Genomic DNA, 12,259 nt, shown 5'->3' on the forward strand with positions numbered 1-12,259 from the left:
ATGGAGAAACGCGCTCCAGATGGAGAAATGGATCCCTCTTCCCGTCCTACTCTTCCGAGGAACCCCCATGACGAGCCGCGCGCGCGTGAAGCCCCACGTTGGTGCTCCCCCTCCCCCGCCCGTGCCGGCTCGCGCCGCCCGCGCCGGCGCCGCGCGCGCGCCGGGCGGACCGGGGCGCGTCAACGGCGACGAGGTGGCAGACGGACGCACCTCGACGCCGGCACCGGGCGCGCACGCGCGCCTCCAGGCGCTCGACCCGGAGGACCGCGAGGAGCTCGCGCAGCTCGTCGAGGTGCTGAAGGCGGCGAAGGCCGGCGACTTCTCGGTCCGGCTGCCCTACCGGCGCGACGGCCTGCTGAACCAGGCCGGCGAGCTGCTGAACGACCTGCTCGCGCTGAACGAGCACGCCACCGACGAGCTGGTGCGCGTGGGCCGGGTGGTGGGGCAGGAGGGGCGCTCGACCGAGCGCGCCTCGGTGGGCCCGGCGCGCGGCGGCTGGGCGGCGGGGGTGGGCGCGGTGAACCAGCTCATCTCGGACCTGGTCGCGCCGACGAACGAGGTGGCGCGCGTCCTCACCGCCGTGGCCACCGGCGACCTCTCGCAGAAGGTCGCGCTCGACCTGGGCGGCCGGCCGGTGCGCGGGGAGTTCCTGCGGATCGCGACCAGCGTGAACGCGCTCGTGGACCAGCTGAGCGCGGTGTCCGCCGAGGTCCGGCGCGTGGTGCGCGAGGTCGGCAGCGAGGGCAAGCTGGGCGGCCAGGCCGCGCTGAAGGGGCTGACCGGCACGTGGAAGGACCTCACCGACGACGTGAACGGCCTCTCCGCCAACCTCACCGCGCAGCTCCGCAACATCGCCAAGGTCACGACCGCGGTCGCGAAGGGCGACCTCTCCCAGAAGATCACGGTGGACGCGCGCGGAGAGATCCTCGAGCTGCGCGACACCATCAACACCATGGTGGACCAGCTCTCCTCCTTCGCCGCCGAGGTGACGCGCGTCGCGAAGGAGGTCGGCAACGAGGGGAAGCTGGGCGGCCAGGCCGACGTGCGCGGCGTCTCCGGCACGTGGAAGGATCTCACCGACAACGTGAACGGGCTCGCCGCGAACCTCACCGCGCAGGTCCGCAACATCGCCAAGGTGACGACGGCGGTCGCGAACGGCGACCTGTCGCAGAAGATCACGGTCGACGCGAAGGGCGAGATCAACGAGCTGAAGAACACCATCAACACGATGGTCGACACGCTCCGGTCCTTCGCGGCGGAGGTGACCCGCGTCGCGAAGGAGGTCGGCACGGAGGGCAAGCTGGGCGGCCAGGCCGACGTGAAGGGCGTCGCCGGCACGTGGAAGGACCTCACCGACAACGTGAACGGGCTCGCCGCGAACCTGACGGTGCAGCTCCGCGACGTGTCGAAGGTCGCGACCGCCATCGCGCACGGGGACCTGACGCAGAAGATCACGGTCGACGTCCGCGGCGAGATCCTCCAGATCAAGGACGTCATCAACCGGATGGTGGACCAGCTCAACTCCTTCGCCGCCGAGGTGACCCGCGTCGCGAAGGAGGTCGGCACCGAGGGCAAGCTGGGCGGCCAGGCCAACGTGCGCGGCGTGTCGGGGACCTGGAAGGACCTCACCGACAACGTCAACGCCATGGCCTCCAACCTGACGGTGCAGCTGCGCGACGTGTCGAAGGTCTCGACCGCCATCGCGAACGGCGACCTGACCCAGAAGATCACCGTCGACGTGAAGGGCGAGATCGCCCAGATCAAGGACGCCACCAACAAGATGGTGGACCAGCTCAACTCCTTCGCCGCCGAGGTGACGCGCGTCGCGCGCGAGGTGGGCACGGAGGGCAAGCTGGGCGGGCAGGCCAACGTCCGCGGCGTGTCCGGCACCTGGAAGGACCTCACCGACAACGTGAACGGCCTCGCGGCGAACCTGACGAACCAGGTGCGCAACATCGCGCTCGTCACCACCGCGGTCGCGAACGGCGATCTCTCGCAGAAGATCACCGTCGAGGCCCGCGGCGAGATCTTCGAGCTGAAGAACACCATCAACGTGATGGTCGACCAGCTCCGCTCCTTCGCCGCCGAGGTGACCCGCGTCGCGAAGGAGGTCGGCACCGAGGGCAAGCTGGGCGGCCAGGCCTACGTGAAGGGCGTGTCCGGCACCTGGAAGGACCTCACCGAGAACGTGAACGGCCTCGCGGCCAACCTCACCAACCAGGTGCGCAACATCGCGCTCGTGACCACCGCGGTCGCGAACGGCGACCTGTCGCAGAAGATCACCGTCGAGGCGCGGGGCGAGATCTACGAGCTGAAGAACACCATCAACGTGATGGTCGATCAGCTCCGCTCCTTCGCCGCCGAGGTGACCCGCGTCGCGAAGGAGGTCGGCACCGAGGGCAAGCTGGGCGGCCAGGCCTACGTGAAGGGCGTCTCCGGCACCTGGAAGGACCTCACCGAGAACGTGAACGGCCTCGCGGCGAACCTCACCAACCAGGTGCGCAACATCGCCAAGGTGACCACCGCGGTCGCGCACGGGGACCTGACGCAGAAGATCACCGTCGAGGCGCGCGGCGAGATCCTCGAGCTGAAGAACACCATCAACGTGATGGTCGATCAGCTGAACTCCTTCGCCGCCGAGGTGACCCGCGTCGCGAAGGAGGTCGGCACCGACGGCAAGCTGGGCGGCCAGGCCGAGGTGAAGGGCGTGTCCGGCACCTGGAAGGACCTCACCGACAACGTGAACGCGCTCGCCGCGAACCTGACCAACCAGGTGCGCAACATCGCGCTCGTCACCACCGCGGTCGCGAACGGCGACCTCTCGCAGAAGATCACCGTGGACGCGAAGGGCGAGATCCTCGAGCTGAAGGACACCATCAACGTGATGGTGGACCAGCTGAACTCCTTCGCCGCCGAGGTGACCCGTGTCGCGAAGGAGGTCGGCACCGACGGCAAGCTGGGCGGCCAGGCCGACGTCCGCGGCGTCTCGGGCGTGTGGAAGGACCTCACCGACAGCGTGAACCTGATGGCGACCAACCTCACCACCCAGGTGCGCGGCATCGTCCGGGTGGTGACCGCGATCGCGAACGGCGACCTCTCGCAGAAGTTCGTGCTGGAGGCGAAGGGCGAGGTGGCCGCGCTGGCCGAGACCATCAACGGCATGACCGACACGCTGCGCACCTTCGGCGACCAGGTGTCGAGCGTGGCCCGCGAGGTGGGCATCGAGGGCAAGCTGGGCGCGCAGGCGCACGTGCCGGGCGCGTCGGGGATCTGGAAGGACCTCACCGACAACGTGAACTTCATGGCCGCGAACCTGACCAAGCAGGTGCGCGGCATCGTCAAGGTCGTGACCGCCATCGCGAACGGCGACCTCTCCCAGAAGTTCATCCTGGAGGCGAAGGGCGAGGTGGCGGCGCTGGCCGAGACCATCAACGGCCTGACCGGCACGCTCGGCATCTTTGCCGACGAGGTGTCGAGCGTGGCCCGCGAGGTGGGCATCGAGGGCAAGCTGGGCGGGCAGGCCAAGGTGCCGGGCGTCTCCGGCATCTGGAAGAACCTCACCGACAACGTGAACCAGCTCGCCGGCTCGCTCTCGGCGCAGGTGCGCGCCATCGCCGAGGTGTCCACCGCGGTGACGAAGGGCGACCTCACCCGCAAGGTGGCGGTGGAGGCGCAGGGCGAGGTGGCCGCGCTGAAGGACAACATCAACCAGATGATCGAGGCGCTGCGCGACACCACCGACAAGAACACCGCGCAGGACTGGCTCAAGACGAACCTGGCCAACTTCTCCAACATGATGCAGGGCCAGCGGAACATCGTCTCGGTGGCGCAGGCCATCATCTCCGAGCTGACGCCGCTGGTGGACGCGCAGCACGGCGCGTTCTTCATGCTGGAGCAGCCGGAGGACGGCGTGCCGGACGAGCCGGTGCTGCGCCTCATCGGCAGCTACGGCTTCGGCGGGCGGCGCAGCCTCTCCAGCACCTACCGCATGAAGGAGACGCTCATCGGCCAGTGCGCCTTCGAGAAGAAGCGGATCATCGTGAGCGACGTGCCGGAGGGCTTCCTCTACATCGCCAGCGGCATGGGCGAGGCGCCGCCGCGCAACCTGCTGGTGCTGCCGGTCCTGTTCGAGGGCGAGATCAAGGCGGTCATCGAGCTCGCCTCCTTCCGCGAGTTCAGCCCGAACCACCTCGCCTTCCTCGACCAGCTCATGGAGAAGGTCGGGTTCGTGCTGAACATGATCTCCTCCAACATGCGCATGGAGGGGCTGCTGCTCGAGCTGAAGCGCTCCAACGTCGAGCTGGAGGCGCAGGCCGCCGAGCTGAACGAGAAGGCGCGCCTGCTCGAGCAGAAGAACTCCGAGGTGGAGCTGGCGAGCCGCAGCCTGGAGGAGAAGGCGGAGCAGCTCCAGCTCATCTCGCGCTACAAGTCCGAGTTCCTCGCCAACATGTCGCACGAGCTGCGCACGCCGCTGAACAGCCTGCTCATCCTCTCGAAGATGCTGGCCGAGAACCGCGACGGGAACCTCACCCCGGAGCAGGTGAAGTTCGCGAGCACCGTCTACACCTCCGGCCACGAGCTGCTCGGGCTCATCAACGAGATCCTCGACCTCTCCAAGATCGAGGCGGGCAAGATGCCCATCGAGCCGCGCGACACGCGCCTCGAGGCGGTGCGCGACGACCTGGAGCAGACGTTCCGCCACGTCGCCGAGCACAAGGGGCTGGGCTTCCAGGTGCGCATGGGTCCGGACCTCCCGGAGCGGATCCACACCGACCCCACGCGCCTCCTGCAGATCCTGAAGAACCTCATCTCGAACGCGTTCAAGTTCACCGAGCGCGGCGAGGTCGTGCTCGACGTGGGCCCGGCCGCCGGCGGCGCGCTCGCGTTCGCGGTGCGCGACACCGGCATCGGCATCGCGGCGGACAAGCAGAAGCTCATCTTCGAGGCGTTCCAGCAGGCGGACGGCACCACCAGCCGCAAGTACGGCGGCACCGGCCTCGGGCTCACCATCTCCCGCGAGATCGCCCGGCTGCTGGGCGGCTCGATCGAGGTGGAGAGCGCGCCGGGGCGCGGCAGCGTGTTCACGCTGGTGCTGCCGGCGCGCTGGGCCGGCGCGGAGACGGGCCGGGATCCGGCCATGGCGCTCGCGGCGGAGCGGCCGGAGGACTACCCGGAGCTGCCGGCCGGCGTGGACTTCTCCGGCCGCACCGTGCTCCTCGCCGACGACGACATGCGCAACCTGTTCGCGATCCACAGCGTGCTCGAGACCGCGCACGTGAAGGTGATCCACGCGCAGAACGGCCGCGAGGCGCTGGAGGTGCTGGAGGCGTCCCCGCAGGTGGACCTGGTGCTGATGGACACCATGATGCCGGAGATGGACGGCCTCACCGCGATCCGCGCCATCCGCGCGCAGGCGCGCTACCGGGCGCTCCCCATCGTCTCGCTCACCGCCAAGGCGATGACGGGCGACCGCGACGACGCGCTCGCCGCCGGCGCCACCGACTACGTGGCGAAGCCGGTGGACCCGCAGCGGCTCCTCTCGGTCATCGGCCGCTGGCTGGCCGAGCCCGACGCGCGGCCGGGCGGCGCGGTGAACGGCGCGGCGCGATAGCCGGGAGGCGGCCGCCGCGGCGCGCCTGCGGCGGCCGGCCCCGCCGCGTGCGGTTGACTTCCCCGCGCGCGTGGCCGACAACGGGATCGTCGTGATCGGAACCCTCGCCCAGCGCTCCTCCGCCCGCCTCGCGGCATCACCGGCCCTCCGGCCGGCGGCGGCCGCGTGCGCTCCGGCGCCGGCCTGTCTTGGTTCCCGCGTCCTGGCGCAGCGCGCGTAGCGCCGCCGGGACGCAGCCTCGCACCTCAGGCCCCGCACCACCCCAGCGTCCACCCGCGCCGGGGGCGCGCGCGCGCGCGCCGCCCGGAGAGAGGAGCTCCACGTCATGAAGCGCGTGACCATCCGGGATCTGCACTGGCTCATCGGGCCCCAGGAGCCCCCTTGCCTGTCCGTGTACCTCACGCTCGACGCGGGGTGGCCGGGCGGCCCGGAGGACTGCCGGCGCCTGAACGCGCTGCTCGAGGAGGCGGCGCGGCGCCTCGCGGCGTCGCACCCGCGCGACGAGGTGAACGCGCTCCTGAAGCCGATGGTCCGCGGGCTCGAGCGCGGGTGGCCCCCGCGCGCCCGCGCGCTGGCGCTGCTGCGCTCGCACGAGGTCAACCTCGCCTTCGAGCTGCCGTTCGAGGTGCCGGCGCTTGCGATCGTGGCGGACGCGTTCCACACCAAGCCGCTCCTGCGCGACGCGGACCGGAGCCGGTTCTTCGTGCTCCGGCTCCTCGGCGGCGGGACGGCCGAGCTGCTGGAGGGCACGCCGGAGGCGCTCGCCGAGGTGGAGCCCTCCCGCACGCCTCGCGCGCTGCGCGCCGCGCTCGCGGGCGAGGTGCGCGAGGACGAGGTGGCCGTGCGGCCGCTCCGGCTGGTGGCCGGGCGCGAGGAGGAGGCGCGCCTGCGGCGGCGGTTCCGCGCGCTCGACGACGCGCTCTGCGCGTTCCTGGACGACCGCGGCACGCCGCTGGTGCTGGCCGGCGTGGCGGAGCACCACGCGCCGTTCCGCGCGGTGAGCGCCTACCCGCACCTGCTCGACGACGGGATCGAGGAGGAGGTGGCGGACCTGGAGGCGCTCCACGCGCGCGCGTGGGGCCTGGTGCGCGCGCACCACGAGGAGGTGGAGCAGCTCGCCGCCTCGCAGTTCGTGAGCGCGTCGCTGCGTGGCGAGGCGAGCGACCGGCTCGACGAGATCGCCGCGGCCGCCGCCGACGGCCGGGTGGGGCTGCTGCTCCACCGCGAGGGCGCGCACGTGCCGGGCCGGGTGGACCCGCGCAGCGGCGCCTGCGCGCTCGCGCCCGGTCGCGAGCCCCGCGCCGGCGCGGACGTCATCGACGCGCTCTGCGACCTCACGCTGCTGCGCGGCGGCGACGTGGTCGAGGTGCATCCGAGCCGCATGCCCAGCGACTCCCCCATCGCCGCGGTGTTCTGGAGCTGAGCCGATCGTCCCCGCCGACCCCGACCGGACAGGAGGTGCACATGTTCACGGAGCTGCGGCTCGAGCGCAGGCTCGAGCTGCTCGATCTGGAGGAGCGCAGGCTCCTCACCCGCGCCGCGCTCGGTGCGGCCGCGGCGGTGGCGCTCGCCGTCGCCGGCGTGGTGGGCGCGGCCAGCCTGGGCGCGTCCGGCGCGACCGCCCTCTCGCAGGCGCTCACCACCGCGCCGCTGCCGCTGGCGGCGCTGGTGGGCGCCTGGGCGTACGGGCAGCGGCGCCGCGCCGGCGAGCTCCGCGAGCGCCGGGCCGAGGCGCGCACGGCGCTCGAGGCCGGACCGGACGGCGACCTGCTCGACGATTTGGGACCGGCGGGGCGGGTCTCGCCGGCCGACCTCATCGCCCTGGAGCGCCTGATGCGCACGTTCTACGAGTCGGCCTCGGGCGCGCCCGCCGAGAAGCGCTGGGGCCGGTTCACCGCGCTGTTCGCCCCCGGGGCGCTCGTCGAGACCGGGCGCGGCGGGCCGTCCGACGCGGGCCTGCCGGTGGACCGGTACGTGGCGCTGGCGCGGCTGGAGGGGCGCGAGGTGTGGCTCCGCGAGGTGGAGCGGACGCTGCACCTCCTCGGCGAGGTCGCGGTGGCGCTGAGCGCGTTCGAGGCGCACGAGCCGGACGCCCCCGCGCCGACGCGCGGCGTGAACGTCCTGCGGCTGCGGAAGGTGCGCGGCGCGTGGGAGGTGGAGGGGGTCACCTCCCGGCCGCTGGAGCGGCCCGTCACGCTGCGGCGCACGCTGGCGCCGTCGTCCGGCCCGCGACCGCCGCCCCCGCGCGCAGCCTGACGGCGGCGCGTGAGCGCGGCGGGCGGGCGTGGAGGCGGCCTCGCGTGAGGGCGCACGAGGCGGCGTCAGGGGATGGGTGCGGGCGGGGCGTCAGGAGACGCCCCACGGCGCGGAGAGCCCGCCGGTCCCCTCCAGCCAGCCCGCCACCCGGTCGGCCGCGCCCGCCACGTCGCCGTCGGTGACGTCGAGCTCGAGCCAGGGCAGCGACGACTCGCGCACCAGCCGGCGGAACAGGTCCTGCTCGCGCACGAACGCGTCGAGGTCGTCGTACTGCGAGGGCTTGCCGGAGATCTTCAGCCGCTCGGCGCGGGCGGCGGCGAAGGTCTCCGGCCGGCGCGTGCAGAGCACGTGGCGGAAGCCGAGCACGCGCAGGCGCGGATCGAGCCAGGAGAAGTCCGGGTCGCGGCGGCCGGCCTGGAGCTGGTACGCGCGGGTGGAGACGTGGAAGCGGTCCACGATCCACGAGTAGTAGCGGTTCAGCTCGAACAGCCGGGCCCAGGTGGCGTACGTCTCCATCGCCTGGGCCTCCTCCTCCGGCGCGTAGTTGATGGGTCCGCGGCCCCAGGGCACGTCGGTGAACGCGCACCACTCCGCCGACACGAGCGGCGAGTGGTACCGGTACCTGCGCGGGCCGACGATGCGCGGGTGCTCGTTCAGCGCGAACGCGAGGTCGGTCTTGTGCGTGAGGCGGGTGCCCTCGAGGATGATCTTCGGCGTGAGCTTCGCGCCCATGCGGCCTCCTTGCGCCGCGCAGGATAGCGCCGTCCTCGCGCGCCACCGCCCGCCGCCTGGGGCGTGCGCCGGGATCGATCCCCCGGGCGCGGGGCGTCGCCGTCCCTCCCGCACGCCTGCGCCCTTTTCGACCGCAGGTGACCGCCGCGCGGCGCGCTAGAGTCGCGGCTCCGGCGCCCTGGCGCGCCCCCGGAGGCCGCATGACCCCGTCCCGCCGCCCCGCCGCGCTCCTCGCCGCCGCCCTCGCCGCGCTCGCGTGCGCGCACGCGCCCGCCGGATCCTCCGGCGCCGGCCCGGCCCGGGCCACCGGCGCGCCGGCCGCGCCGTGGTGGAAGGGCGCGGTCTTCTACGAGGTGTTCGTGCGCAGCTTCGCGGACTCCGACGGCGACGGGAAGGGCGATCTCCGCGGCCTCACCGCGAAGCTCGACTACCTGAACGACGGCGATCCGGCCACCGCCACCGACCTCGGCGTGGACGCGATCTGGCTCATGCCGGTGTTCGCCTCGCCCAGCTACCACGGCTACGACGTCACCGATTACCTGAAGGTCAACCCCGACTACGGCACCGAGGCCGACCTCGACCGGCTCATCGCGGAGGCGCACCGGCGCGGCGTCCGCGTGGTCCTCGACCTCGTCCTCAACCACACCTCCGACCAGCACCCGTGGTTCCGCGAGTCGGCCTCCTCGCGCACCTCGCCGCGCCGCGACTGGTACGTGTGGCGCGCGGACGATCCGGGCTGGACGCAGCCGTGGAACCCGTCGCAGGCCGCCTGGTACCGCCGCGGCGGCGAGTGGTACTACGCGATCTTCTGGAGCGGGATGCCGGACCTGAACTACCGGAACCCGGCCGTGCGCGAGGAGGCGAAGCGGATCGCGGCGCACTGGCTGGGGAAGGGCGTGGACGGGTTCCGCCTCGACGCCATCCGCCACCTCGTCGAGACCGGCCCGGGGGCGGGCCAGTCCGGCTCGCAGGAGAACCACGTCTTCCTGCGCGAGCTCGCGGCGGCGGTCCGTGCCGGAAAGCCGGACGCGGTCCTGGTGGGCGAGGTCTGGTCGGAGACCGACGACATCGCGCGGTACTACGGGGACGGGAAGGACGAGCTGCAGCTCCTGTTCGACTTCCCGCTCGCGAAGGCGATCGTGGAGGGGGTGGACGCGGGCGACGGCGGCTTCACCGCGCACGTGCTCCGCGAGGTCGCCGCGGCGTATCCGCCCGGCGCGGTGGACGCGCCGTTCCTCACCAACCACGACCAGTTCCGGGTCGCGACGCAGCTCGCGAACGACGCCGGGAAGCTGCGGCTCGCGGCGGCGATCCTGCTCACGCTCCCCGGCGCGCCGTTCGTCTACTACGGCGAGGAGCTGGGGATGCAGAACGGCCCCGGCCGCGAGGACGAGTGGAAGCGGACGCCCATGCCCTGGGACCGCTCGGAGCAGGGCGGGTTCACCCGGGGTGACCCGTGGATGCCGCTCGGGCCGGGGCACGAGAGCGCGAACGTGGCGGTCGAGTCGAGCGATCCGGGGTCGCTGCTGTCGAGGTACCGGGCGCTCGTGCGCGCGCGGAAGGGGTCCGCGGCGCTCGCGCGCGGGGATGCGGTGCCGCTGTCGACGCCGGGTTCGGCGCTCGCGTACGTGCGGCGGGTCGAGGGGGAGACGGTGCTGGTGGTGCACAACATGGGGGCGGGGCCGCTCGAGATCGGGGGGCTGGAGGCGCCGGGTGCGGTTGCGGAGGCGGTGTTCGTGGATCCTGGCGCGGCGCTGGTGCGGGACGGGACGGGGTGGCGGGTCGTGCTGCCGCCGCGGGCCTCCGGGGTTTGGAGGGTGAGGTAGGGGGGCTTTGAAGGGCGCGGCGGGGGTGCGTGGCCGGAATGGGTTCGGAAGCGGAGCTGGAGGTCGGGCAGCGGGCTTGCGGGACGGGCCTCGCTGGCCGCGGCCGGCGACGGGGGATCGGCTTGCGAGAGGCCTGATGGCGGGGCGGGGCTGGCTTCCGCCGGGCGCGGCCGCGCTTCTCCGCTCATGGTGAGCCCCGTCGAACCATGAGCGGGATGCCGGGACCGAAGTCACGCTGAGTGACTGCTTGCAGCCCAACTGGAACGCGCTCCGCGGTTGACGCTCCCTTCACTGTAAGACGATCCCGCGGTCTTGGGCGCACGGGAACCCTGCCCAGAACGCACTGCCTCTCGCCTGCGCCTCGCGCTCTCGTTCCGAGCGCGTTTGCGACCCTGCCCTCCCCTTCGCGTGCCTGGCGCCGAATGCGTGCGTTCGGGGAGGGCCCGGAAACGCGTGAGAGAGTGTCGACATGGGCACTGCGCGTGAACTCTCGGATCGGCTCGCCACCCTCCTACGCCGTGAGCGCTCGGCGCTCGCGGAGTTCCTGGTCGCGCTCGCGGGCTTCGACGCGAGGCGCGCGTGGGCGGAGCTGGGGTACGCCTCGCTCTTCCACTACCTGCATCGCGACCTCGGGCTGTCGAAGGGCTCGGCGCAGTACCGGAAGGTCGCGGCGGAGCTGATCCAGGCGGTCCCGGCCATCGTCGAACCGCTGCGGGACGGGCGGCTGTGCTTCACGACCATCATCGAGGTGGCGCGGGTCGTCACGGCGGAGAACTGGGAGACGGTGCTGCCTCGGTTCTTCGGGCTGTCGCGGCACGAGGCGACCGAGGTCGTCGCGGCGCTCGCGCCGCACCCGGCGCCGCCGGTGCGGACGGTGCTCACGGCGGTGCCTCGGGCGCCGGCTGGTTCAACTGTTGAACTGAATGTCCCTGCGGTGACTTTTGGTTCAACTGTTGAACCGACGGGCACGACGGTGGCGTCCAGTTCAACTGTTGAACTGACCGCCGCGGCGCACTCTCCCCGCGGCGCGACGGTCACACCGCTCACCGCGACCCTTCAGCGGCTTCATGTCACGGTAAGCGAACGTTTCGGGCGCAAGCTTGAGCGGCTGCGCGATCTTCGCCCGGATCTCTCCGACGACGCGCTCCTCGAGGCCGCGGTGGATCTGCTGCTGGCGAAGGCGGAGAAGCGGAAGGGCGGCGGAGCTCGTTCCTCGGACCGGCCTCGTGCCTCGGTCCGGCCTTCCCGCGACCCAGGCTACATCCCTGCCCACGTTCGCCGGGAGGTCTGGCGGCGCGACGGTGGGTGCTGCCAGTGGCGGCTCGCCAACGGCGAGATCTGCGGCTCCACGCATGCGCTGCAGCTCGACCACGTCGTGCCGCGCGCGCTGGGCGGGGAGTCCAGCGTGGGCAACCTTCGCGTGCTCTGCGCGGCGCACAACCTCGAGGCGGCGCGGCGGGTGTTCGGCGACGCGCTGATCGACGCGTACGCGCCGGGACGTCTGCACCGGGCTACCGCTCGTCCCGAGCCTGTCGAGGGATGAGCGGGCGCGGTGGACACCACGGGGCGCGCGTGCTGTCATGCCCGCCGCCATGGGTGGCATGGGCCGCACCGAGCTGTTCCTCGTCGTCCTGCTCGCGCTCGCCGTCGTCGGCGTGGCGTGGTTCCTGCGCACGGGCGCCTGGAAGCGCGGGCGGATCGGGATCGTCGCGGCCGCGGTGCTGGTGGGGCTGCTGCTGCTCACCCGGCGCGTGGGGTGGGGGGAGCTCGCCGTCGTGCTGGTGCTGGCGGGGATCCCGTTCTTCCTGCTGGCGCCGCGGCGGCGCTGAGGTCG

At 72.6% G+C, this 12,259-nt stretch carries 7 protein-coding genes; 6 read left to right on the forward strand and 1 reads right to left on the reverse strand.

Annotated features, from left to right (window positions below):
* Positions 1-67 precede the first annotated feature (67 nt).
* The 3 genes from A2CP1_RS21525 (at position 68) to A2CP1_RS21535 (ending at position 7,867) form a co-directional block, all read left to right on the forward strand.
* Positions 68-5,611, forward strand: coding sequence for a HAMP domain-containing protein (locus A2CP1_RS21525; protein WP_015935297.1), 5,544 nt, complete (start codon positions 68-70; stop codon positions 5,609-5,611).
* Between the two features lie 325 nt (positions 5,612-5,936).
* Positions 5,937-7,034: a baeRF3 domain-containing protein gene (locus A2CP1_RS21530; RefSeq protein ID WP_015935298.1), complete on the forward strand. Its 1,098-nt coding sequence runs from the start codon at positions 5,937-5,939 to the stop codon at positions 7,032-7,034.
* 41 nt (positions 7,035-7,075) lie between these two features.
* The gene (locus A2CP1_RS21535) at positions 7,076-7,867 is read left to right on the forward strand and encodes a hypothetical protein (RefSeq protein ID WP_015935299.1); all 792 of its coding nucleotides are present in this window, start codon (positions 7,076-7,078) and stop codon (positions 7,865-7,867) included.
* A gap of 90 nt (positions 7,868-7,957) precedes the next feature.
* On the opposite strand, the gene A2CP1_RS21540 is transcribed toward A2CP1_RS21535, so the two are convergent.
* Positions 7,958-8,599 (reverse strand): hypothetical protein, encoded by a 642-nt coding sequence (locus tag A2CP1_RS21540; RefSeq protein WP_015935300.1) that lies wholly within the window; start codon positions 8,597-8,599, stop codon positions 7,958-7,960.
* Positions 8,600-8,799: 200 nt separating this feature from the next.
* Here A2CP1_RS21540 and A2CP1_RS21545 point away from each other — a divergent pair, with 200 nt between their 5' ends.
* The 3 genes from A2CP1_RS21545 (at position 8,800) to A2CP1_RS21555 (ending at position 12,254) form a co-directional block, all read left to right on the forward strand.
* Positions 8,800-10,425, forward strand: a complete 1,626-nt coding sequence (locus A2CP1_RS21545) for an alpha-amylase family glycosyl hydrolase (RefSeq protein ID WP_015935301.1) — start codon at positions 8,800-8,802, stop codon at positions 10,423-10,425.
* Between the two features lie 469 nt (positions 10,426-10,894).
* On the forward strand, positions 10,895-11,968 hold the full coding sequence (locus A2CP1_RS21550) for an HNH endonuclease (protein ID WP_015935302.1): 1,074 nt from the start codon (positions 10,895-10,897) through the stop codon (positions 11,966-11,968).
* Between the two features lie 37 nt (positions 11,969-12,005).
* A complete protein-coding gene (locus tag A2CP1_RS21555; RefSeq protein WP_015935303.1) occupies positions 12,006-12,254 on the forward strand; it encodes a hypothetical protein in 249 nt (82 codons plus the stop codon).
* Positions 12,255-12,259: the final 5 nt, after the last annotated feature.

The organism is Anaeromyxobacter dehalogenans 2CP-1, from assembly GCF_000022145.1.
In the GTDB taxonomy this organism is placed as follows: Bacteria; Myxococcota; Myxococcia; order Myxococcales; family Anaeromyxobacteraceae; genus Anaeromyxobacter; species Anaeromyxobacter dehalogenans.

What these genes read in the sequence shown, in the direction of transcription:
- A2CP1_RS21545 (WP_015935301.1), top strand. Translation starts at nt 8,800, where the DNA reads ATGACCCCGTCCCGCCGCCCCGCCGCGCTCCTCGCCGCCGCCCTCGCC.
- A2CP1_RS21525 (WP_015935297.1), top strand. Translation starts at nt 68, where the DNA reads ATGACGAGCCGCGCGCGCGTGAAGCCCCACGTTGGTGCTCCCCCTCCC.
- A2CP1_RS21535 (WP_015935299.1), top strand. Translation starts at nt 7,076, where the DNA reads ATGTTCACGGAGCTGCGGCTCGAGCGCAGGCTCGAGCTGCTCGATCTG.
- A2CP1_RS21555 (WP_015935303.1), top strand. Translation starts at nt 12,006, where the DNA reads ATGCCCGCCGCCATGGGTGGCATGGGCCGCACCGAGCTGTTCCTCGTC.
- A2CP1_RS21540 (WP_015935300.1), bottom strand. Translation starts at nt 8,599, where the DNA reads ATGGGCGCGAAGCTCACGCCGAAGATCATCCTCGAGGGCACCCGCCTC.
- A2CP1_RS21550 (WP_015935302.1), top strand. Translation starts at nt 10,895, where the DNA reads ATGGGCACTGCGCGTGAACTCTCGGATCGGCTCGCCACCCTCCTACGC.
- A2CP1_RS21530 (WP_015935298.1), top strand. Translation starts at nt 5,937, where the DNA reads ATGAAGCGCGTGACCATCCGGGATCTGCACTGGCTCATCGGGCCCCAG.